Source organism: Rouxiella silvae (genome assembly GCF_002093625.1).
Taxonomy (GTDB): Bacteria; Pseudomonadota; Gammaproteobacteria; order Enterobacterales; family Enterobacteriaceae; genus Rouxiella; species Rouxiella silvae.
The window spans coordinates 54,138-75,445 of sequence record NZ_MRWD01000023.1; the positions used below are offsets into that span (position 1 = coordinate 54,138).

Here is a 21,308-nt window from a genome sequence, read left to right on the forward strand (position 1 = left end):
GAAAACGTTAAACCTGTGCGGGAAAAATCATGCCAGAAAATAAATTAGCCGTAATAGATTTGCATAAGCGTTATGGTGAACACGAGGTGCTGAAAGGCGTGTCGATGTCGGCAAATGCGGGTGACGTTATCAGTATTATTGGGTCTTCTGGATCGGGGAAAAGTACCTTTTTGCGCTGCATCAACTTCCTCGAAAAGCCGAGTGAAGGCTCAATCAGCGTAAACAATCAAGATATCCGCATGGTGCGCGATACAGACGGGCAGCTGAAAGTGTTTGATAAAAAACAGCTTCAGCTCCTGCGTACCAAGCTAACCATGGTATTTCAGCACTTCAACCTGTGGAGCCACATGACCGTTCTGGAGAACGTTATGGAGGCGCCGATTCAGGTCTTGGGTCTTAGCAAAGCGGAAGCCAAACAACGCGCCGTTCTCTATCTCGAAAAAGTGGGTATTGACGAGCGAGCGCGCGGCAAATATCCGGTAAACCTTTCCGGTGGTCAGCAGCAGCGTGTCTCAATTGCACGCGCATTGGCGATGGAACCTGAGGTGCTGCTGTTTGATGAACCGACCTCAGCCTTGGACCCTGAGCTGGTGGGGGAGGTATTGCGCATCATGCAAAAGCTGGCCGAGGAGGGGAAAACCATGGTGGTGGTCACTCACGAGATGGAGTTTGCTCGTCACGTTTCTAATCACGTTATTTTCCTGCATCAGGGCGTGATTGAAGAGCAGGGTAATCCGGCCGATGTATTCGGCAGCCCGAAGAGTACGCGTTTACAGCAGTTCCTTTCGGGTGCCTTAAAATAACCCGTCGTCATTAGCAACAAAACTTCGCCATGAGGCCCTTCCCAGGGCCTCTGTGAGTTACTGCAGTGTTTCGCGGATAAGCCTCGCTTCATTTTGGAGTCGTACATAGGCCTGATAGCGGAGGGTATGCAGTTCGCTCACACTAGCCTCGGGTAAATGCTGATTGTCTGGAACACAAAATTGCTCCATGGCATGACTGACTGACGGTGAAATCCCGCCAGCGACGGCGCCGAGGATGGCCGCTCCCAGAAGTACCGGTTCATCAGCTTTTGTTGTCATGATCGGATAACCACAGGCGTCGGCTATTAGTTGGCGTACCAGCGAGTGACGTCCTGCTCCTCCGCTGAGCACCACGTTATCAACGGTAACCCCCATACTGACCTGCGCGTCAATAATCTGTCGCAGCCCGTAGCCAATGCCGCAGAGGCCAGCAATATAAAGGGAGAGCAGGCTGTCGATATCGCTCTCCATGCCCAGTCCCACGATCACCGCCCGTGCGTGAGGATCCGCATGCGGTGAGCGGTTTCCCAGGAATTCAGGCACTACGTGTATATCACGCGCTAACTGAATCGCATCAGCGGAGGACAACCCCTTTTTCTGTGCCAGACTGGCGAGATACGAAGGCAATGATAAACCTGCATCTTTAGCTTTGAAGGTAGCCTCAGGCGCGGCTGGATGGAAGGACACAAGCTGAGCAATAGCAGCGCCAGCGGCGCTCTGCCCTCCTTCGTTAAGCCAGAGACCAGGAACCATGGCTGAGTAGTAAGGCCCCCAGACACCTGGAATGAATGCCGGTTCCTGCGTGCTGGTCATGGTGCAGGATGAGGTACCAAAAACGTAGGCCAGATTACGGACCGCACCGCCACCGACGCCCACGGTGCCGATGCCACCTGCGTGTGCGTCAATCATACCGGCGGCCACGGGTGTACCCAATGGCAGACCCATTCGATCGGCTGCTTCTGTCGTTAGCCCCTTTCCGCAGGCCATGCCAGGCTCAATGATGCTAACGCCGATACGACGAAAATCCTCATCCGCCAGCTCCTCTAGCCCAATCTGCTGAAAGTAGTCGGGATCCCAGCGTTTCTCGTGGGCCAGATAAGTCCACTTACAGGTCACGGTGCAGACCGACCGGGCCAGATCTCCGCTGGCCTTCCAGGTCAGGAAATCTGCCAAATCAAAGAATTGCCAAGCATTATGGTATACGTCAGGCCGGTTCTCCTTAAGCCAGAGCAGCTTGGGCGTCTCCATTTCCGGCGATATTTTCCCGCCGACATATTGAAGGACGGGATGCTCGGTCGCATTGATCGCTTCGGCCTGCGCGGTGGCGCGATGATCCATCCAGACGATAACGTTTCTCTGTGGGTCTTCTGACGGCCCTACAGCAAGGGGCACACCGCCGTCGCCGACCACGACAAGAGAGCAGGTGGCATCAAAACCGATACCGGCAACGCGGTCTGGAGAAACCTTTGACGCGGCTACGGCTTGTCTGACGGTTTGACAGACGGCGTCCCATATTTCACGACTTGACTGCTCGACGTAATGTTCAGGGCCTTTATAAAGGGTTATTGGCTGCGTAGCGCGGCCCAGCATTGTTCCCGACGGGGCAAACACGCCGGCTCTAACGCTACCGGAGCCGACGTCAACGCCAATAACTACCGGATTGGGGTGGGCTGGATTGTTATTACTCATACCTGCTCCTTTCAGCTAGGAAGGCTGAATGTTGGGTGATCAGAGATCGACACTGTTAGGTAGGATAACCAAATCGCGAACAGTAACGTTCTTAGCGCGGGTCACCATGAACAGGACAGATTCTGCCACCTCTACAGGCTGCATCAGACTGCCGTTAGCCAGCGCTTCATCCATTTTATCCTGTGGCCAGTCGTCGAGCAGCGCTGTAACGACAGGCCCTGGCAGGACGGCTCCGACGCGTACGCCGTGCTTCGCGACTTGACGGCGGGTGGTATGAACAAAGGCTTGAACGGCAAATTTCGACGCAGTGTAGATAGGCTCCCAAATAACCGGTACCACCCCCGCAATGGAGCTGGTGAAGATGATGTCACCCGATTTTTGGGTGATCATGTGCGGCAGCACTGCACGGACACAGCGGAATGCAGAATTGATGTTCAGGTGAAGTACGCGGTCCCAAACATCCGGATCGCCCTCCTCGACGGGGCCGCCAACATACGCGCCTGCATTGGCGTGGAAAATATCCAGGCGGCCGGCCAGTTCGAGGATGCCGGAGAGCAGAGTGTTGACCTCTTCCGGTTTCATCAAATCTATCTGTAATGCAAACGCGTTTTCACCCAGTTCCTCGACGATTTTCTTTAACTTTTCGCCTTCACGGTCAACCAGAACAACTTTTGCTCCCGCATTCAACAACGTTTTTGCACACGCGAGACCGATCCCCGACGCCGCGCCAGTGATAGCAGCGACCTTGCCGGTAAGGGATGTATTCATGGAGGATACAGTGTGGTTCATTTTATAATCCTTATATAATGAGGTGGAAATTTTATCGTAATAGACCCTGGGTGAGCGAAGCTAAAAATAGGGCACTTATCTTTAAATGAATCAGGGTTAATTTTATAACGAATTATTGAGGGGGGAAGACAGAACATTCTGACCCATTCACCTGTTCATGGTTGTTTAATTCTCACCCTAAATTTTAAAAGCCTTTTCGTCAAGCTTTTGAAAGGTATTTTAGATCAATGTCACCTTTAATGTTTTCGTTTAATTAATTGGAAACTAATGAGTTGATTAATTGATTAAAGTTTTATATTTAATTGTTATTGTAGTAGTGAGTTGTTTTGTGACTGCACTCATGTTGCAGCTATATATTTATTGACTATTAGGGGGGTGTTAGGGATTAGATAACAGCCGAAGTGCGAATGTAAAATCATTCAGCATGAGCGATGAAAATAATTAAGGGAATAAAATGAACGTAAATAGTGATAATTGGATAGGACTGCCAAAAAATTTGTTATGGGGCTATGTGGCTATTTTTTTGTTTATGACGGGAGACGGTTTTGAACTGGCTTTTCTTTCCAAGTACATTGTTGAATTAGGGTTCTCACCGGCGCAGGCAACCTTTGCCTTCACTGTTTACGGGCTATGTGCCGCACTTGCAGCATGGGGGTCCGGAGTAATAGCTGAAGTCATTACGCCGCAAAAAGCCATGAAAATCGGCTTTTTTATGTGGGTCATCTTCCACGTTTTATTTATGTTTTTCGGGCTAACGCAAAAGAATTACTATTTCATTCTTTTATTTTATGGAATACGCGGGCTAGCCTACCCATTATTTCTTTATTCATTCATTGTGGTTATTGTTCATAACGTTCGTGAAGAGTTGGTTGGATCGGCATGTGGTTGGTTTTGGGCCGCCTATTCACTGGGCATTGGTGTGATAGGCAGTTACTTGCCAAGTTTAATTATAAGTCACATTGGCGAGCTAAATGTATTATGGTTCTCATTAGTCTGGGTTTGTGCTGGGGGGATCCTAGCCATGTTCTCGCTTAGAAATATTAAAACTTCCACGCATATGTTAAATTTAACCCGGAAAGAGAAGTTTAGTGAAATGAGCCGGGCGGTAACGTTATTGGTCAGTAACAAAAATATTTGCCTGGCCAGTATTGTGCGAATAATCAATACACTTTCTCTTTATGGTTTTGCGATTATTATGCCGCTGCTTTTTGTGGGTGATTTAGGCTTTACGATGCCGGATTGGCTGCAAATCTGGGCTATCTTCTTCTTCTCGACTATCGTGTTTAATGTTTTTTGGGGCATTATGTCACAGAAATGGGGCATCATCCGTGTGATCCGCTGGTACGGCTGCATTGGCTGTGCTGTATTTAGCCTGTCATTTTATTATTTGCCGATGTATTTTGGCGATAATTTCTGGATAGCGGCGCTGGGCGCCACGCTGCTCGGGGCCTCGACTGCGGCCTTCGTGCCAATGACCGCGCTTTTCCCGGCCTTGGAACCAAAACATAAAGGTGCGGCGATTTCCGTTTGCAATCTTTCTGCAGGATTAAGTAACTTCTTTGCCCCTGCTATCGCAACTATTTTGCTGCCTTTCGTGGGGGTTAAAGGTGTGGTGTTTGCCTACAGCGGACTCTATATCCTGGCATTTATCCTCACACTTTACATTCAGTTCACGCAGAAGCAATACGGCGTTACGCGCAACAGTGTGCAGCAGATGACGTCTTAAAAAACAGCCCCCAACGCTGAGGGGGCAGTGTGACGGCGACAAATAGCACCTGTAAATAACTCGGCTTTAGCCTTTTGCAGCAAGCAGGCAGAGGGCTTTAGTCAATTCGTAAGACTTCACGAAGGAACTTATCGGCAGAAATTCGAATTTTGAATGGAAATTGTGTGCGCCGGTGAAGTAGTTCGGCGTCAGCAGACCTTTGGCTGAAAGTGCCGCACCGTCAGTTCCGCCGCGCATTGGCGTTACTTTTGGCTCCACCTGAATTTCATCCAGAGCAGCAAAAATAAGGTCGATTGCCTGCCTGTCATCACCAATCGCACTGCTGATATTGCTGTAGGTATCACTTATCTCAACTGACACCTTGGCGGTTGGGTATTTTTCGGCAATAATTTTTGCGACGTCTTCAATTTTGACTTTTCGCGCGGCAAAGCTGGCGCTGTCAAAGTCACGAATCGAGGCTTTTAAGGTGGCAGACTGCTGGTTGCCACTGATGTCGTTGAACCAGACGTACCCTTCACGCTCCTGCGTTTTCTCTGGCGTTTCCTGACGATCGAAGTGACTGATAAAGTCGTGCGCCATCAGTATCGGATTCACCAATACGCCGATCGCCGACATAGGATGTGCGGTCACGCCGGTTAAGGTGATTTCCGCCGCTGCAGCGTTAAAGTTTTCATAAACCACTTCACCCAATTCGCAGCAGTCAATGGTGTAGGCGAAATCAACGTCAAAGCGTTTTAGGTCGAGTGCTTTTGCGCCGCGCAGCCCAATCTCTTCATCTGGCACAAATGCGACGACGATATCGCCGTACTGATCCTGTGCCGTCAGGTTTTCGAGCAGTGTCATCACCACGGTGACGGCAGACTTATTATCTGCACCCAGCACGCTAGTACCGTCGCTGAAAATTATCTCTTCCCCTTTGTAAGGCAAAATTTCTGGGTGCTCTTCGGTGCGCAGCCAAATATCCTTTTCTGCATTCAGGCAAATGTCATCACCGTTAAATACCCGCGTCTGCGGATGGATATCTGGACTCAGTCCGACGTCGACCGTATCGATATGGGTGATAAAACCAATCCGCGGGCCGCCTTTTTTGGTGCCTGGTTTTACCGCTGTAACGGTGGCGTGCTGGTCAATCTGAATATTTTCCAAGCCTAGAGTTTCGAGTTCTGCGGCCAGTAAATTGGCGAGCTCTTGCTGCCCCGGCGTGCTCGGCAGGACGGTAGCTTTGGCATCGCTTTGGCTGGTGACAGACAGGTAGCGGAAGAAACGTTCAGTGAGCTGCTTGGCAATTTGAGTCGACATCCTAACCTCTGAGTTGTTTATCTATAAGATTTTCATATATAACAGAGTATTACTAAGTACATCTGGAATGGTAGTCTGTTTTTGAATGGGGTTCTAACTAATTAATAAGCCTTAAATCTCAGTAACAGGGAAACGTATGAAAAATAAAATAGCAAAATTATCGACCGGACTGTTGGCGCTTGCCATGGTTGCAGGCGCCTCGGCGCAGACACTGGTCTATTGTTCTGAAGGCTCGCCGGATATTTTTAATCCTCAGCTTTATACCTCTGGCACCAACGTTGATGCCAGCGCCGTGCCTATTTACAACCGTCTGGTTGATTTCAAAACCGGCACAACGGATCTTATTCCAAGCTTGGCCGAAAGCTGGGACGTCAGCCCGGACGGTAAAACCTATACCTTCCATCTGCGCAAAGGCGTTAAGTTCCAAAGCAATAAACTGTTTACCCCGACGCGCGATTTTAACGCCGATGACGTTATCTTCTCGTTCATGCGTCAGAAAGATACTAACAATCCGTACCACAATGTTTCAAACGGTACCTATTTGAACTTCGACAGTTTGGACATGAGTCACCTTATTTCAAGTATTGACCGCGTTGATGACTACACGGTGCGTTTCAATCTTTCCCGTCCCGAAGCGCCATTTGTTGCCGATCTGGGCTGGTATTTTGCTTCTATTCTCTCCTCCGAATACGCCGATAAAATGCTGAAAGCCGGTACTCCGCAAAAGGTTGATACTGACCCTGTCGGAACGGGGCCGTTCGAGCTGGTTCAATATCAGAAAGACACACGCATTCTTTACAAGGCTTTCCCTGAGTATTGGCAGGGTAAGTCGAAAATCGACAGACTGATTTTCAGCATTACGCCGGACGCCTCAGTGCGCATGGCCAAGCTTGAGAAAAATGAGTGTCAGGTGATGCCTTTCCCAAATCCTGCTGACCTTAAACGTCTGGGTGAAAATAAAGACATCACGCTGATGAGCAAGTCAGGGCTGAACACCGGTTTCCTTGCGTTTAATACGCAAAAAAAACCGTTGGATAATGTGAAGGTTCGTCAGGCATTGACCATGGCAGTGAATAAGGCGTCAATTCTTGAGGCGGTGTTCCAGGGGACGGGAACCGTGGCTAAAAGTCTGCTGCCACCGGCGGTGTGGAGCAGTGAAGATCAAACGATGCAGGACTACCCTTACTCGGTAGAAAAAGCAAAAGCGTTGCTGGCCGAGGCGGGGTATCCAAATGGATTTGATATCGATCTTTGGGCGATGCCGGTTCAACGTCCTTATAACCCTAATGCGCGGCGCATGGCGGAAATGATCCAGTCCGACTGGGCTAAAATTGGCGTGAAGGCACATATCGTGAGTTATGAGTGGGCTGAATACCAAACGCGCATCCGCAACGGCGAGCATCAGGCGGCGCTCATGGGCTGGACCACGGCGAACGGTGACCCTGATAACTTCTTTGGCCCGCTGTTTACCTGTAAAGCGGCACAGGGCGGTTCAAACTCGGCAAAATGGTGTTACCCACCGTTTGATAAGCTGATCGAAGAAGCCCGAACCACCACCGACCATGATAAACGCGTGGCGCTTTATCAGCAGGCTCAGCAGATGATGCACGATCAGGCACCGGCAATCATGATTGCGCACTCCACAATTTTTGAACCGGTGCGCAAAGAAGTTACCGGCTATGAAATTGATCCTTTTGGTAAACACATTTTCTACCAAACCAGCGTGAAGCCGTAAATCAGAGCGTAGTATAGACCACCTAACCCTCTCCAAAAAAGGGAGAGGGTTTTTTATGATTATTTTTCTTGTTTATTGCTTCAGTACGTCCTCTAAGGCCGGTTTCAGCTCCGTATAGATAAACTCAAATCCTGCATCCTCCAGTCGTTTTGGAATAGCTCTTTGCCCACCCAGAACCAGAACGGCGGACTCGCCCATCAGTAATCTCACCACGCTGGCCGGTACGCGCATAAATGAGGGCCGGTGCAGAACCTCACCCAGCAGCGCGCTGAATTGCTCGTTGCGGGTAGGGTAGGGTGCGACCATATTGAACGGGCCGTTGAGCGTTTCATGGCCGAGCAGAAAGATGATTCCGTTCACCATATCGTCGATGTGTATCCACGGCATATACTGTTGACCGTCGCCAAATGGGCCGCCGAGACCTGCGCGGAACGGCAGCGTCATCTTGGCCAATGCGCCACCTTTTGGCGCCAGCACCACGCCGGTACGCAGTAGGCATACGCGGGTCTTGTCACTCTCTGCCGCCAGCGCCAATGCTTCCCAACGGGCGCAGAGTTGCCAAGTAAACTGCTTGTTCGGCGGTTCATCTTCTGCCACCACCGCCTGACCCTGGTCGCCATAATAACCCACCGCCGAGCCTGAGATGAAGACGGCGGGAGGCCGCTCACCGGCGTTGATCAGGCGGGCCAATTTTTCTGTTAGCTGCCAGCGGCTGTCGCACAGTTTTTGTTTTTGCTCCTTGGTCCAGCGCTTGTCGGCGATGGGTTCGCCGGCCAGATTGATTACCGCATCGAATCCGTCAAGCGAGGTTTTTCCCTCAAGCGAATCCCATAGCTGAACCTGTGGGCCAAGAATTTTTGCTGTGCGCTCGGGCGCGCGCGTCAGTGCGGTAACCTGGTGAGACTGGCTCACGAGTGTTTCAGTGAGACGACGGCCAATCAGTCCGCTGGCACCGGTTAAGAAAATCTTCATAGTCTGACTCCTGTTAACTCGCTGATACCTCTCTGTACTCTTATAAGTAGCTTAGATTATGCTGGCTTTGTTACGCGCGATGCAGAGCACATCTTGCAGTTATTTTATTGTTAAACGCGGAAAAGTTGTGAAGCAGAAGGGGGCTTGATGAGGTATTTACAAGCCCCCGAGGGAGGGGGCGAGGGCATTAATTACTTTCGGCCAGCGCGTAAGCTCTGAGGGTTGCCGGACGATTTTTAATGCGTTCAAACCAGTTACGAACCGCCGGATAGTCAGCCAGACTGATGCGTTGACGCTCGTGCGAAACAACCCAAGGATAGGTGGCGATATCCGCGATGCTGTAATACTCACCTGAAATATAGACGTTTTTTTCTAATTGATTATTGAGTACGCCATAAAGGCGCTTTGTTTCTTGCTGAAAACGCTCAATGGCGTAAGGGACAGGCTGCGGCGCAAAGTGGGTAAAATGGTGATTTTGACCCAGCATCGGGCCGAAGCCGGCCATTTGCCAGAACAACCACTGCAGGGTATTGGTTCGTTCTCGAAGTTCTTTGCTGAGTAATTTACCGCTCTTTTCGGCCAAATACTGCAAGATTGCACCTGACTCAAAGAGACTGAGCGGTGCGCCGCCGTCAACCGGTTGGCTATCGACGATGGCTGGCATTTTATTGTTAGGGGAAATGGCAAGAAAGGCGGGTTTGAACTGATCGCCAGATTTAATATCAACGCGATGTAATCGATAAGGAAGGCCGGTTTCTTCCAGAAAGAGTGTAATTTTGTGGCCGTTAGGTGTTGGTGCATAATAAAGGTCGATCATAATTGCCTCCTGCATAATTTTTTTAATCGTCCATCAGCGTTTTACAGTCATTGCCGATGGGGCTGGATGCGAAAGTTACCCGACATTAAGATTGCCAGTTTTAAAGAATAGCCATAAGTTTACTATAGCGGCTAATGATAGCAGTCTGTGTGAGACTAGTCTGATGGTTTCCAAGACCGTTTGACATAAGTTTTACATATTACTAACGATTTATTGCTATTGAAGCATGCCCCATGAGCCGGATAGAATCAGCGGACTCATTGAAAAAACACCGCGCATCACTCCGCGCTACAGAGAAGGTTTCATAGGATGACGAACCAAGAGCAGAACAACGGCAGCAGCGAATGGGTAGATATCGTTAACGAAGAAAACGAAGTGATTGCCCAGTCCAGTCGTCAACAGATGCGTGCTCAAAACCTGCGTCATCGTGCCAGCTATATTGTGGTGCATGATGGCATGGGAAATATTCTGGTTCAGCGTCGAACCGAAATCAAAGACTTCTATCCAGGTTGGCTGGATGCAACCGCGGGCGGCGTAGTGCAGAGCGGTGAAAACATCCTTGATTCAGCCCGACGTGAGGCCGAAGAAGAGCTGGGAATTGCCGGTGTGCCTTTCGCTGAGCATGGTTCATTTTATTTTGAAGAAGATAACTGCCGCGTGTGGGGAGCGCTTTTCAGCTGCGTATCTCACGGGCCGTTTGCATTGCAGGAAGAAGAAGTGGATGAAGTCCGCTGGATGAAGCCGGAAGAAATAACCGCGCGCTGTGATGAATTTACCCCAGACTCGCTAAAGGCGCTGTCACTGTGGATGAGCCGTAACAATGAAAAAAACCACGGTAAACCGCTCAGTGTTGAAGAAGAGTAAACAAACTGCTAACAGATAAAGAGCTGAATGCGTCGACGCGGCGTCAGCGCATTTTCTTTTTATACTAACAACTCTCTCTTTTGCAAAGCGCAGAGGCGATCGGCGCTTGCTGATGCCACACATCCCCCTGTATTCTCGCCAGCAGCGCCTCGGCGGCCTGAATGCCAATCTCGCGATGTGGCACGGCCACGGTAGTCAGCGGCGGCTGGCAAACTTTACTGATGTCGCTGTTGCCGAATCCTACAATCGCCAAATCCTTTGGCACTCTAATTTTTCGGCGCTGACACTCAAACAGAGCGCCGCAGGCCAGGTCGTCGCTGCTGCAAATCAGCGCATCCATATCCGGCCAGTTTAATACCAGCTCTGGCAGCAGTCTGGCACCGGTACTGAAGCTGGGAAGTGCGTGCGTGCTAATAACGCGCGTGGTCGACAAATTATTATCGAGCATGGCGCGGTGCCATCCCCGAAGGCGCTGCTGAGAAACCCACTGCTTTTGTGCGGCGCACATCAGGCCAATTTTCTCGTATCCGAGTGAAATCAGGTATTCAGTCACCTTATACACTGCGGAGGCATTATCGATGCCAATATTAATATCCAACGGATTTTCTACGGCAGCGCCCAGTTCGACTACCGGCAACTGGGCGGCTGAGAGTAACGCGTAAGTGCTCGAGGTATGTTTTGCGTCAAAAAGAATAACCGCCGCCAAATTATAGGGCATAAAGGTTTCAAGCAGCTTTTGCTCGCGTTCCTCCTGATTTTGCGATTCTGCCAGCATCAGTTGAAAACCGGCCGGGATAAGCACCTCCTGGATACCGGCAATCATTTCTGCATGGCCAAACTCCGCCAGTGAGGAGGTAACCACCGCCACCACGTTAGACGACGCAGAGGCGAGCGCGCTAGCAGAGTAGTTGGGAATATATCCAAGCTCGGTGACGGCGGAATCTATTTTCTCCTTGAGCTTTTCAGACACCATGTCGGGACGATTCAATGCACGCGAAACGGTCATGGACCCGACTCCGGCCATTCTAGCTACGTCCGCCAGCGTTACCCGACCTGTACCTCGGCGTTTTTTTCCCTCCATTTTTTACTCCTGACTTTTCTTCATGAACACCGGGTTTAGCGCCGACCTTTAAGATTTTATTTATTAACGTTATTTAAAATAGGCCAATAAACTGGCCGGTGACTTTATTACTCAATTCTATCATAGCGGTTTTCGGTGAAAGTCATGCAGGGTAAACAGACTTTTTGATAGCGCTATCACAAAAAACAAAGCCTCCGCATGATAGCGCTATCTTTGTGCGCTCTATCACGGTTATTTGCTTGCTTCCCAGCATACTAAATATTATTCAAGGTTGTATTTTTCAGGTTTTAAAATATCGGCTTTATAAATTAGTGGCGGGGGTCAATGAGTTTTCTTTCGCCATGGGGGTCCTCCCCGTCGTTATCATGAAATGAGGATGGATAATGAAATCTTTAACAATATTAGCAGTCTGCGGTGCAGGTTTGGGAAGCAGTTTCGCCTGCGAAATGAGTATCGAAGCGGCGCTCAAGGACTTGGGGATTAAAGCTAACCTGTCTCATTGTGATATCTCAAGTGCAGCCTCCACGCGAGCAGATATTATTGTGACAGGTTCTAATTTTAAGTCTCAATTTGATAACTACACGCTTGATTCCACTGTTATTTATCTTAAGCGCTTGGTGGATAAAAAGGAAATTACCGAAAAGTTAACCCCGGTGTTAAAAGTTTTGGGATACATGAATTAAAAATCTCTGCCAAAGAATAAATAAAACAACATATATTAACCCTGCAAAGACGAGGGGCAGACGATGTCTTTCTTATATTTTATTGTGAATGACGTTTTAGGCCAGGCTTCAATACTTATCGCCCTTATCGCTATGGTAGGGCTGATTGCTTTAAAGAAAAGTGTCGGTCAGGTGATCACCGGCACGCTGAAAACGCTGCTCGGTTTCTTGGTGCTGCTGGCAGGGGCCAACATCATCGTCGGCGCCTTAAACTTTTTGGGAGAAGTCTTCCAAAAAGGTTTCCACATGCGCGGCGTGGTAACAGACGTGGGTTCTATAGCGGGTATCGCCCAGCAAACGCTTGGGCGTGAAACGGCACTGATCATGGTGCTGGCCTTTATTATCAACATTCTGATTGCCCGTTTTACCCGCTTTAAATACATCTTTTTGACTGGACAGGCCTCACTGTGGATGGCAACAGTGTGCTCGGTCGTGGGTTATATGGGCGGCCTGCGCGGTACTGAGCTTATTGTGATGGGGGGATGTATTGCCGGATTGATGGCGGTGGGAATGCCCGCGCTTGCTCAACCCATCGTGCGTAAGATAACCGGTTCGGACGATATAGCGTTAGGGCATTTCTGCACCCTCGGATATCTGATCCAAGCCGGCGTCGCCAAGCTCACGGGTAACGTGAATAAAAGCACGGAAGATATTGAATTGCCTAGTGCTTTTTCCTTTTTGCAGGATACCTATTTGTCGATGATGGTGGTGATGATCCCTATCTATCTCATCCCGACCATCGCCGCCGGGCCGGAGGTGGTGGCGCAGTACTCGAAAGGTGTCAGTTATCTGGTGTTTGCCTTCCTGCAGTCAGTGCAATTTGTCGTTGGCGTCTATGTGCTGCTTGCGGGTGTGCGTCTGCTGCTGGCTGAAATTGTTCCGGCGTTTCGCGGCATTGCGCTGCGTATCGTGCCCAATGCCGTGCCTGCGCTTGACTGTCCGGTGCTGTTTCCCTACGCCCCAAACGCGGTGATTATCGGTTTTATCTCGACGACGGTTGGCTCTGTGATTGGCATGTTTCTTTTCCCCAGTGTGGGGTTGGCGATGATACTGCCGGGAATGTTAACCAACTTTTTTGCCGGAGGGACGGCGGGAATTTTTGCTAATGCGGTGGGTGGGCGTCGTGGTGTGGTGATCGGCGGTATTTTTCACGGGCTGCTGATCACACTGCTGCCTGCGCTGTTACTGCCTTTACTCGGCAGTTATGGCCTGCAAAACGTCACTTTCAGCGACGCAGACATTATCAGTGTCGGTCTGATTTATGGACATGTTCTGAATTTCTTCCACTAATTTCGCCACGTTGATTCATTAAAAAAGCCGGTCAATGACCGGCTTTTTTGTGACTGAGATTCTGACGCTACGGCGGTGGTTATTTTACCGCCACCGCTTCGTCTGCCTGTGCAGACTGAATCGCAGTCAATGCGACGGTGTAAACGATATCGTCAACCAGCGCACCGCGTGACAGGTCATTGACCGGCTTACGCATGCCTTGCAGCATTGGTCCGATGGAGACTAGATCCGCAGAACGCTGTACCGCTTTATAGGTGGTATTACCGGTGTTCAAGTCAGGGAAAATGAACACGGTAGCCTGACCTGCAACCGGTGAATTAGGTGCTTTGGATTTTGCTACGTCCGCCATGATAGCCGCGTCGTACTGCAACGGGCCATCAATAATCAGGTCAGGACGTTTCTCCTGTGCCAGTCGAGTCGCTTCACGAACTTTCTCAACGTCGCTACCCGCACCCGAGTTGCCGGTGGAATAGGAAATCATCGCCACGCGCGGTTCAATACCAAACGCAGCAGCAGAATCCGCAGACTGAATAGCGATTTCAGAGAGCTGCTCAGCAGTAGGATCCGGGTTGATCGCACAGTCACCATAAACCAGAACTTGATCCGGCAGCAGCATGAAGAATACTGAAGAAACCAGTGAACTGCCCGGTGCCGTTTTAATCAGTTGCAGTGGCGGACGAATGGTATTGGCGGTGGTGTGAACGGCGCCCGAAACCAGGCCATCAACTTCGCCTTTTTCGAGCATCAGCGTACCAAGTACGACGTTATCTTCCAGTTGCTCACGCGCGACAACTTCGGTCATGCCTTTGCTTTTGCGAAGTTCAACCAGACGGGCAACGTATTCTTCACGAACCGCAACCGGGTCTACGATTTGAATGCCGGCACCCAGAGTAATGCCCTGAGCGGCCGCGACGCGTTTGATTTCATCCGGATTACCCAACAGCACGCACTCGGCGATACCGCGTTCGGCGCACAGTGAGGCCGCTTTAACGGTACGCGGCTCGTCGCCCTCTGGGAGCACGATGCGCTTACCGGCTTTGCGTGCTAGTTCGGTCAACTGATAGCGAAACGCCGGTGGGGAAAGGCGATGTGAACGCTCTGAGTGTGCACTGAGTGAGTTTATCCAGTCAGCATTAATGTGAGAAGAAACATAGTGCTGTAGTTTCTCTACGCGCTGGTGGTCATCGGCAGGCACTTCGAGGCTGAAGCTTTGCAAGTTCAGCGAGGTCTGCCAGGTGTTGCTGTCGACCATAAATACCGGCAGGCCGGTGTCGAAAGCGCGAGCACACAGTTTTTGAATACGTTCATCAACCGGATAACCGCCGGTCAACAGAATAGCACCGAGCTCGATGCCGTTCATCGCTGCCAGACAGGCGGCGACCAGCACGTCGGGACGATCTGCGGACGTCACCAACAGTGAGCCAGGGCGGAAATGTTCGAGCATGTTGGGAATACTGCGGGCGCAGAATGTCACTGATTTAATGCGGCGGGTTTTGACATCCCCTTCATTAATCAGGCGTGCGTCAAGGTGCTGGGCCATGTCGATTGCGCGAACCGCAATCATTTCGAAGCTCCACGGAATGCAGCCAAGAACCGGTACCGGACTAAGCGCAATCAGCTGCTCGATGTCTACGTGGGCAAAGTTGGCTTTGGTCGAATCATCAAAAATTTCAGACAGGTCCGGACGGGTGCGACCCTGATCATCAACCGGTGCATTAACCTTGTTGATGATAACGCCGGTGATGCTTTTATTTTTGCTGCCGCCGAACACGCTGCGAGCCAGTTCAATACGGTCTTTAAGCTGGGCGGCCGTGTCGTTGCCTTGGCCGATAACAAACACAATTTCGGCGTTCAGGGTTTTGGCAATTTCGTAGTTCAATGCGCTGGCGAACTGATGAGTGCGGGTCGATACCAGACCTTCAACCAAGACCACTTCGGCATTCTTGGTGTTGGCATGGTAATTGGCCACAATCTCTTCCATCAACACGTCCTGCTGATTAGAGCTTAACAGGCTTTGTACGTGCTTCATCTTCAGCGGTTCTGCCGCCGTGATGTTAGAATTTGCACGAATAATCGTGGTGGTTTGATCGGGAGCATCACCCCCTGAGCGCGGCTGTGAAACCGGTTTAAACACGCTCAGGCTTACGCCTTTCTGCTCGATAGCACGAATAACGCCTAGGCTGACGCTAGTCAGGCCGACGCTATTACCAATTGGAACCAACATAATTGTACGGGACACGGCAAACCTCTTTGACGATTTCAGGCAGCAGCTTGCTGATATAGAAGGGCAATGCCTGCCTGCGGTGCAAACAACACTGCCAGCGGTGGCTGGCAGTGGGGGAACTTATTTATGCAGTAAGACGCGCGGCGTCTTGAGCAATCACCAGCTCTTCATTGGTTGGAATAACCAGCGCTTTACGAGTGCCTTCTTTGTTGATTTCACCCGACTTGCCAAAGCGCGCAGCCAGGTTGCGGTCGTGGTCAACCTCAAAGCCGAGCAGGCCCAGCTTGTTCAACGTCAGTTCGCGTACTAGCGCGGCGTTCTCACCGATACCGCCGGTAAACACCACGGCGTCTAGACGGCCTTCCATCAGTGAGGTGTAGCCGCCGATGTACTTGGCGAGGCGGTGGCAGAATACGTCCATCGCACGCTTGGCGTCTTCTTTGGTGGCGTAGTTATCTTCAACGTAGCGGCAGTCACTGGTCACTTCGGTCAGACCCAGCAGGCCAGACTCTTTGGTCAACATTTTGTTGATTTGGTCAACACTCATGCCTAAGGCATCGTGCAGGTGGAAGATTATTGCCGGGTCGATATCACCGCTGCGCGTTCCCATCACCAATCCTTCGAGCGGTGTGAGGCCCATTGAGGTATCGACACATTTACCATTGCGAATAGCGCTGACGGAGCCGCCATTGCCCAGATGGCAGGTGATCAGATTAACTTCATCAACAGGTTTGCCCAGCGTTTTGGCCGCTTCCTGCATTACGTAGAAATGGCTGGTACCGTGTGCGCCATAGCGACGAACGTGGTGATCGCGGTAAAGGCTGTACGGCAGGGCGTAAAGATAAGACTCTTCCGGCATGGTCTGATGGAATGCGGTGTCGAATACCGCAACATTTTTTTCAGCCAGTTTCGGGAAGGATTTCAATGCCTCAGCAATACCAATCAGGTGCGCCGGGTTGTGCAGCGGTGCAAATGGGATAGAATCTTTGATACCCTGCAAAACAGCAGCATCAATAATTGCGGACTTCGTCAGTTTTTCACCACCGTGTACGATACGATGGCCAATAGCGACCAGATTAGCGGACAACTCAGGCTTTTCTGCGAAAATAGTATTCACGATATACTTCAATGCTTCGCTATGCGCTGCGCCAGCACCCAGTGCCGCTTCATGTTTACTGCCATCAAGTTTCCATTTGATGCGGGCTTCTGGAAGATGGAAGCATTCGGCCAGACCTGAAATATGTTCTTCGCCGTTGGCGGCATCGATGATGGCGAACTTGAGAGAAGAGCTGCCACAGTTAAGAACCAGAACTAACTTACTTGACATGAAAAGTACCTATTTATTGTGTTGGTGTCGTTTAGTAACAATACACACGGTTAATTAATCGCCGTAATCACATAAGCGTAGCGCATTCTGTACTCGGCAATTATGATTAACATCATGCCTGAGTCGTTTAATGACATTATTTACTCTTCGAATATCAATAAAATGAAGAGTTGGCCGATTTCACGCATACTGGAGACTTATTTTGAGTAAGTTCCTGACGATTCGTTCAATCGTTGCTACCTGTTTCCTGAATGCTTCCAGGTAGCGTAAAATGCCGTAAAACCAGTTGTATTAGTAAGGTTATTTCGCTATCCCTCTTATCCCTCTGGGTGCCCCGTAAGGCGGGGCTAGAATACCGATAGGGTTTGATAAAAACAAAATATATTTGTGTGTGGTAAAATATATTTTTAGTCTTGCAACTTTTTTTTAAATTTAGACGTTGAGGTGCACCATGTCGAGCAAGCCATCGGGTTCCGTCGGTTGGTTTCAAGTTTTCCAGCGCGGGCAGCACTATATGAAGACCTGGCCGTCTGACAAGCGCCTCGCTCCGGTGTTTCCTGAAAATCGTATCGCTACTGCCACGCGTTTTGGCGTGCGTTTTATGCCACCGCTGGCCGTCTTCACGCTGGCCTGGCAAATTGCACTGGGCGGGCAGTTAGGCCCAGCAGTTGCGACGTCTATATTCGCCTGTAGCCTGCCTATGCAAGGTCTGTGGTGGTTAGGACGCCGGTCAATTACGCCTTTGCCACCCACCTTGCTGGGTTGGTTCCACGAAGTACGCCACAAGCTGGTGGAAGCGGGACTGGCGCTCGCGCCTATTGAAGGTGCACCGACTTATCAGTCTTTGGCTGAAGTCCTGAAACGCGCCTTCAAGCAGCTGGATAAAACCTTTCTCGATGACCTTTAACTAAAGTATTTCGCCCAATCATAGGTTCAGATCAAAGAACGGTCAGCTTAATATTTCGCCAAAGTTAGCTCTGTGTCATGCTCTCCTCAATATGACTTTTTGAGGAATACCATGATGGAAATGACTCACGCACAGCGTCTAATTTTATCCAATCAGTATAAAATGATGACCATGCTCGACCCCGATAACATTGAACGCTATCGGCGGTTACAAACTATCGTCGAGCGCGGCTTTGGCCTGCAGATGCGCGAGCTTGACAGAGACTTTGGCATGCTGACCGAAGAGACCTGCCGTACCATCATCAACGTCATGGAAATGCACCACGCGCTGCAAGTTTCCTTCTCCAACCTTGCCGATACCAACGGCGTTGATCCTCGGCGCATCGAGTTTCTTGGATTCGACGCCGCCACCGAGTCTCGCTACCTGAGTTATGTACGTTTTATGGTTAACACCGAGGGACGATACACGCATTTTGACGCGGGCACCCACGGTTTCAACTCACAGACTAAAATGTGGGAGAAGTATCAGCGGATGCTCACCACCTGGCAGGAGTGTCCTCGACAGTATCATTTGAGCGCGGTGGAAATCTCACAGATTATCAATGCCTGATTTGGTGTTGCACAAGGGCGAGGGTGGGGCGATAGCACCACCCTCGCCGACAGGTTAAAGAGGGGAATCCTGGCTTATCTCATCCAGTGAAAGGCTAAAGCTGGGAATAAACACGGCCATGAAATAATCCATTTCCGGACTTTGCCTATCTGACAGCGTTTTTTCCAGTCGGACTTTTGCCATCGTGAACTCTGTATTGCCCGCCGAAAGTTCCTCAAGGCATTTTAGATAAGCACAGAGTGCGTCGGCCTGTTTGACCGTTTTCTTCTCTTCGTCGCTAAAATGATGCTCATCAATCAACGACCGATAGTCTTCCTGAAATTCCTCAGGCAGCATCTCAATGAGTTTTTGCTGCGCAATTTTCTCTATCTTTTTGTATTCGTGTGCGATTTGAGGATTGTAATACTTGATTGGCGTGGGCATATCACCGGTCAATACTTCACTGGCGTCATGATACATGGCCAATAGGGCTACGCGCTCGGCGTTGAGCTTACCGTCAAATTTACGATTTTTGATCAGCGCCAAAGCATGCGCGACGAAGGCAACCTGCAAACTGTGTTCTGACACGTTTTCCGTGCGCACATTGCGCATGAGAGGCCAGCGACCAATGAGTTTAAGGCGGGAAAGATGGGCGAAAAAATGGCTCTGGCTCATAGGACTCTCTTACTATCTCAACGTCGATAAATAAACAGAGTCCCATTGTGGCATAACGCGATGCGCTTTCAAGACTGAATGCCTGAAAGATGCAGGGCATTTATTGGCGATAAGTTTCCAAGAAACGTCCAAGCTTACCGACCGCCATTTGTAGTTCGTCAACGCGCGGTAGCGTCACGATGCGGACGTGGTCAGGATAAGGCCAGTTGAACGCCGTGCCCTGTACCAGCAGAACTTTTTGCTGCAGCAGGAGATCGAGCACCAACTTCTGATCGTCGTGAATATTGAAACGCTTGGCGTCGATTTTCGGGAACATATACAACGCACCCTTCGGTTTCACGCAGGAAACGCCAGGGATCTGGTTGATCATTTCCCAGGCTGCATTGCGTTGCTCATACAATCGACCACCGGGCTGAATGAATTCGCTGATGCTCTGATAGCCACCTAACGCTGTCTGTATAGCGTGCTGCATCGGTACGTTGGCACACAAACGCATCGAGGCGAGCATTTCTAACCCTTCGATATAGCCTTTAGCATGTTTTTTCGGACCGTTCAGCACCATCCAGCCCTGGCGGAAGCCCGCAACGCGATAGGTTTTGGACAGACCATTGAAGGTCACTGTCAGCAAATCGGGTGCCAAAGTGGCGATCGAAATGTGCTGAGCCTCATCGTAAAGAATTTTGTCGTAAATTTCGTCAGAGAAGATAATCAGGTTGTGCTCGCGCGCCAGATCAACAATCTCCATTAACAGCTCTTTGCTGTAAACCGCACCGGTTGGGTTGTTCGGGTTAATAATGACAATACCGCGAGTACGTGGGGTTATTTTTGCACGAATGTCGTCCAGGTCCGGGAACCAGTCGGCGCCTTCATCACAAAGGTAATGCACCGCATTCCCGCCCGAAAGCGAAACTGCCGCTGTCCATAAAGGATAGTCAGGCGCAGGAACCAGCATTTCATCGCCAGTATTCAGCAAGGCCTGCATAGACTGTACGATCAACTCAGAGACGCCATTGCCGATGTAAACATCTTCAACCGTCATGTCACGCATGTCGCGGGCCTGATAGTGCTGCATGATGGCCTTGCGCGCAGAGAAAAGTCCTTTTGAATCACAATATCCCTGAGCCGTCGGCAAGTTGCGGATGACGTCGACTAAAATTTCATCGGGCGCATCGAAACCGAAAGGGGCGGGGTTACCAATATTCAGTTTAAGAACTTTATTGCCTTCTTCTTCCAGACGCTTAGCTTCTTTAAGCACGGGACCGCGGATGTCGTAACAAACATTATCCAGTTTGTGGGATTTTTCAATGGGTGACATAGTCAATTGTGAACCTTTTGTGGAAAGCTTGCTCTTCCCTGGGTAAGAGGTGCCGTAGAACATGGCGAAGCCGCCAATTTACTCTCAAGACGCGGGATTTTGAAGGGCTAAAGCAGGCTTCGGGGTAAAACAGCAGTCATGATACAGCTTGCGATGCTTTCCACCTGTATTTTCTGATTTTTTAAAATAAAACGCTTAAAATTTATTTTTTTATGGGTGTTTATTTGGTTCGTGCAGCGAGAGTCTTTTTACGTTGTATTTGAAAGTATACAGCCCTTAATTCAATTTATTCAAAAGGATAATTTTCTGAGCCTGGTTTTCACGTAAAAACTAAAGTGGTGCTAGCAATATTTTTGGACTAAGGCTTTATCTTAAAGTGAAGAGGGGCTGATTTTTTGCCATTTTTAATAGTGTATAAACTATCTGAATTGGCTTACTCATCACTCTGTCCATTTATCGGTAACGTGAAACGACCACCTCAGTAA

Annotated in this window: 18 protein-coding genes; 8 read left to right on the forward strand and 10 right to left on the reverse strand. The window is 49.9% G+C overall.

Annotation, left to right across the window (positions count from 1 at the left end; genetic code table 11):
- The first annotated feature begins 29 nt into the window (after window positions 1-29).
- Window positions 30-803, forward strand: coding sequence for a histidine ABC transporter ATP-binding protein HisP (gene hisP, locus BS639_RS11255; protein ID WP_055779241.1), 774 nt, complete (start codon window positions 30-32; stop codon window positions 801-803).
- A gap of 57 nt (window positions 804-860) precedes the next feature.
- Here hisP and BS639_RS11260 read toward each other — a convergent pair whose 3' ends face one another.
- Complete coding sequence (locus BS639_RS11260; protein ID WP_084983124.1) at window positions 861-2,492, reverse strand: FGGY-family carbohydrate kinase; 1,632 nt, start codon at window positions 2,490-2,492, stop codon at window positions 861-863.
- A 39-nt stretch (window positions 2,493-2,531) separates the two neighbouring features.
- Window positions 2,532-3,281: an SDR family oxidoreductase gene (locus BS639_RS11265; RefSeq protein WP_055779234.1), complete on the reverse strand. Its 750-nt coding sequence runs from the start codon at window positions 3,279-3,281 to the stop codon at window positions 2,532-2,534.
- Between the two features lie 454 nt (window positions 3,282-3,735).
- Here BS639_RS11265 and BS639_RS11270 point away from each other — a divergent pair, with 454 nt between their 5' ends.
- Window positions 3,736-5,007 (forward strand): MFS transporter, encoded by a 1,272-nt coding sequence (locus tag BS639_RS11270; RefSeq protein WP_055779230.1) that lies wholly within the window; start codon window positions 3,736-3,738, stop codon window positions 5,005-5,007.
- Window positions 5,008-5,073: 66 nt separating this feature from the next.
- Here the strand turns inward: BS639_RS11270 and pepT are convergent, their stop codons facing one another.
- A complete protein-coding gene (pepT, locus tag BS639_RS11275) occupies window positions 5,074-6,306 on the reverse strand; it encodes a peptidase T (RefSeq protein ID WP_084983125.1) in 1,233 nt (410 codons plus the stop codon).
- Between the two features lie 184 nt (window positions 6,307-6,490).
- Between pepT and BS639_RS11280 the strand changes: the two genes are divergently transcribed.
- Window positions 6,491-8,041, forward strand: a complete 1,551-nt coding sequence (locus tag BS639_RS11280; RefSeq protein WP_324187980.1) for an ABC transporter substrate-binding protein — start codon at window positions 6,491-6,493, stop codon at window positions 8,039-8,041.
- A 72-nt stretch (window positions 8,042-8,113) separates the two neighbouring features.
- Here BS639_RS11280 and BS639_RS11285 read toward each other — a convergent pair whose 3' ends face one another.
- Both BS639_RS11285 and yfcG read right to left on the reverse strand, forming a co-directional pair.
- Window positions 8,114-9,013 carry a TIGR01777 family oxidoreductase gene (locus BS639_RS11285; protein WP_084983126.1) on the reverse strand — a complete coding sequence of 300 codons (900 nt, stop codon included), beginning with the start codon at window positions 9,011-9,013 and terminating at the stop codon, window positions 8,114-8,116.
- A 187-nt stretch (window positions 9,014-9,200) separates the two neighbouring features.
- Window positions 9,201-9,830 carry a GSH-dependent disulfide bond oxidoreductase gene (gene yfcG / locus BS639_RS11290; protein WP_055779215.1) on the reverse strand — a complete coding sequence of 210 codons (630 nt, stop codon included), beginning with the start codon at window positions 9,828-9,830 and terminating at the stop codon, window positions 9,201-9,203.
- A gap of 309 nt (window positions 9,831-10,139) precedes the next feature.
- Here yfcG and yfcD point away from each other — a divergent pair, with 309 nt between their 5' ends.
- A complete protein-coding gene (gene yfcD, locus BS639_RS11295; protein ID WP_055779212.1) occupies window positions 10,140-10,694 on the forward strand; it encodes an NUDIX hydrolase YfcD in 555 nt (184 codons plus the stop codon).
- 64 nt (window positions 10,695-10,758) lie between these two features.
- Here yfcD and BS639_RS11300 read toward each other — a convergent pair whose 3' ends face one another.
- The gene (locus BS639_RS11300; protein WP_055779208.1) at window positions 10,759-11,775 is read right to left on the reverse strand and encodes a LacI family DNA-binding transcriptional regulator; all 1,017 of its coding nucleotides are present in this window, start codon (window positions 11,773-11,775) and stop codon (window positions 10,759-10,761) included.
- Window positions 11,776-12,158: 383 nt separating this feature from the next.
- Between BS639_RS11300 and BS639_RS11305 the strand changes: the two genes are divergently transcribed.
- Together BS639_RS11305 and BS639_RS11310 are read left to right on the forward strand one after the other, a co-directional pair.
- Window positions 12,159-12,458: a PTS sugar transporter subunit IIB gene (locus BS639_RS11305; RefSeq protein ID WP_055779205.1), complete on the forward strand. Its 300-nt coding sequence runs from the start codon at window positions 12,159-12,161 to the stop codon at window positions 12,456-12,458.
- 63 nt (window positions 12,459-12,521) lie between these two features.
- Window positions 12,522-13,787 carry a PTS sugar transporter subunit IIC gene (locus tag BS639_RS11310; protein ID WP_055779202.1) on the forward strand — a complete coding sequence of 422 codons (1,266 nt, stop codon included), beginning with the start codon at window positions 12,522-12,524 and terminating at the stop codon, window positions 13,785-13,787.
- 79 nt (window positions 13,788-13,866) lie between these two features.
- On the opposite strand, the gene pta is transcribed toward BS639_RS11310, so the two are convergent.
- Window positions 13,867-16,011 carry a phosphate acetyltransferase gene (gene pta, locus BS639_RS11315; RefSeq protein WP_206601158.1) on the reverse strand — a complete coding sequence of 715 codons (2,145 nt, stop codon included), beginning with the start codon at window positions 16,009-16,011 and terminating at the stop codon, window positions 13,867-13,869.
- A 124-nt stretch (window positions 16,012-16,135) separates the two neighbouring features.
- Window positions 16,136-17,338, reverse strand: coding sequence for an acetate kinase (ackA, locus tag BS639_RS11320; protein ID WP_084983127.1), 1,203 nt, complete (start codon window positions 17,336-17,338; stop codon window positions 16,136-16,138).
- A gap of 451 nt (window positions 17,339-17,789) precedes the next feature.
- Between ackA and yfbV the strand changes: the two genes are divergently transcribed.
- Both yfbV and BS639_RS11330 read left to right on the forward strand, forming a co-directional pair.
- Window positions 17,790-18,245 carry a terminus macrodomain insulation protein YfbV gene (yfbV, locus tag BS639_RS11325; RefSeq protein WP_055779190.1) on the forward strand — a complete coding sequence of 152 codons (456 nt, stop codon included), beginning with the start codon at window positions 17,790-17,792 and terminating at the stop codon, window positions 18,243-18,245.
- A 114-nt stretch (window positions 18,246-18,359) separates the two neighbouring features.
- Window positions 18,360-18,854, forward strand: coding sequence for a YfbU family protein (locus BS639_RS11330; protein ID WP_055779186.1), 495 nt, complete (start codon window positions 18,360-18,362; stop codon window positions 18,852-18,854).
- A gap of 54 nt (window positions 18,855-18,908) precedes the next feature.
- Here BS639_RS11330 and yfbR read toward each other — a convergent pair whose 3' ends face one another.
- A complete protein-coding gene (gene yfbR, locus BS639_RS11335) occupies window positions 18,909-19,508 on the reverse strand; it encodes a 5'-deoxynucleotidase (RefSeq protein WP_055779181.1) in 600 nt (199 codons plus the stop codon).
- A 100-nt stretch (window positions 19,509-19,608) separates the two neighbouring features.
- The gene (locus BS639_RS11340) at window positions 19,609-20,823 is read right to left on the reverse strand and encodes a pyridoxal phosphate-dependent aminotransferase (RefSeq protein WP_084983128.1); all 1,215 of its coding nucleotides are present in this window, start codon (window positions 20,821-20,823) and stop codon (window positions 19,609-19,611) included.
- Window positions 20,824-21,308: the final 485 nt, after the last annotated feature.

Bases quoted from the DNA above. Each gene is read 5' to 3' on its own strand.
- yfbV (WP_055779190.1), top strand. From the start codon at position 17,790: ATGTCGAGCAAGCCATCGGGTTCCGTCGGTTGGTTTCAAGTTTTCCAG.
- BS639_RS11270 (WP_055779230.1), top strand. From the start codon at position 3,736: ATGAACGTAAATAGTGATAATTGGATAGGACTGCCAAAAAATTTGTTA.
- yfbR (WP_055779181.1), bottom strand. From the start codon at position 19,508: ATGAGCCAGAGCCATTTTTTCGCCCATCTTTCCCGCCTTAAACTCATT.
- BS639_RS11265 (WP_055779234.1), bottom strand. From the start codon at position 3,281: ATGAACCACACTGTATCCTCCATGAATACATCCCTTACCGGCAAGGTC.
- BS639_RS11305 (WP_055779205.1), top strand. From the start codon at position 12,159: ATGAAATCTTTAACAATATTAGCAGTCTGCGGTGCAGGTTTGGGAAGC.
- pepT (WP_084983125.1), bottom strand. From the start codon at position 6,306: ATGTCGACTCAAATTGCCAAGCAGCTCACTGAACGTTTCTTCCGCTAC.
- BS639_RS11285 (WP_084983126.1), bottom strand. From the start codon at position 9,013: ATGAAGATTTTCTTAACCGGTGCCAGCGGACTGATTGGCCGTCGTCTC.
- ackA (WP_084983127.1), bottom strand. From the start codon at position 17,338: ATGTCAAGTAAGTTAGTTCTGGTTCTTAACTGTGGCAGCTCTTCTCTC.
- yfcD (WP_055779212.1), top strand. From the start codon at position 10,140: ATGACGAACCAAGAGCAGAACAACGGCAGCAGCGAATGGGTAGATATC.
- BS639_RS11310 (WP_055779202.1), top strand. From the start codon at position 12,522: ATGTCTTTCTTATATTTTATTGTGAATGACGTTTTAGGCCAGGCTTCA.
- yfcG (WP_055779215.1), bottom strand. From the start codon at position 9,830: ATGATCGACCTTTATTATGCACCAACACCTAACGGCCACAAAATTACA.
- hisP (WP_055779241.1), top strand. From the start codon at position 30: ATGCCAGAAAATAAATTAGCCGTAATAGATTTGCATAAGCGTTATGGT.
- BS639_RS11300 (WP_055779208.1), bottom strand. From the start codon at position 11,775: ATGGAGGGAAAAAAACGCCGAGGTACAGGTCGGGTAACGCTGGCGGAC.
- pta (WP_206601158.1), bottom strand. From the start codon at position 16,011: ATGTTGGTTCCAATTGGTAATAGCGTCGGCCTGACTAGCGTCAGCCTA.
- BS639_RS11330 (WP_055779186.1), top strand. From the start codon at position 18,360: ATGGAAATGACTCACGCACAGCGTCTAATTTTATCCAATCAGTATAAA.
- BS639_RS11340 (WP_084983128.1), bottom strand. From the start codon at position 20,823: ATGTCACCCATTGAAAAATCCCACAAACTGGATAATGTTTGTTACGAC.
- BS639_RS11280 (WP_324187980.1), top strand. From the start codon at position 6,491: ATGGTTGCAGGCGCCTCGGCGCAGACACTGGTCTATTGTTCTGAAGGC.
- BS639_RS11260 (WP_084983124.1), bottom strand. From the start codon at position 2,492: ATGAGTAATAACAATCCAGCCCACCCCAATCCGGTAGTTATTGGCGTT.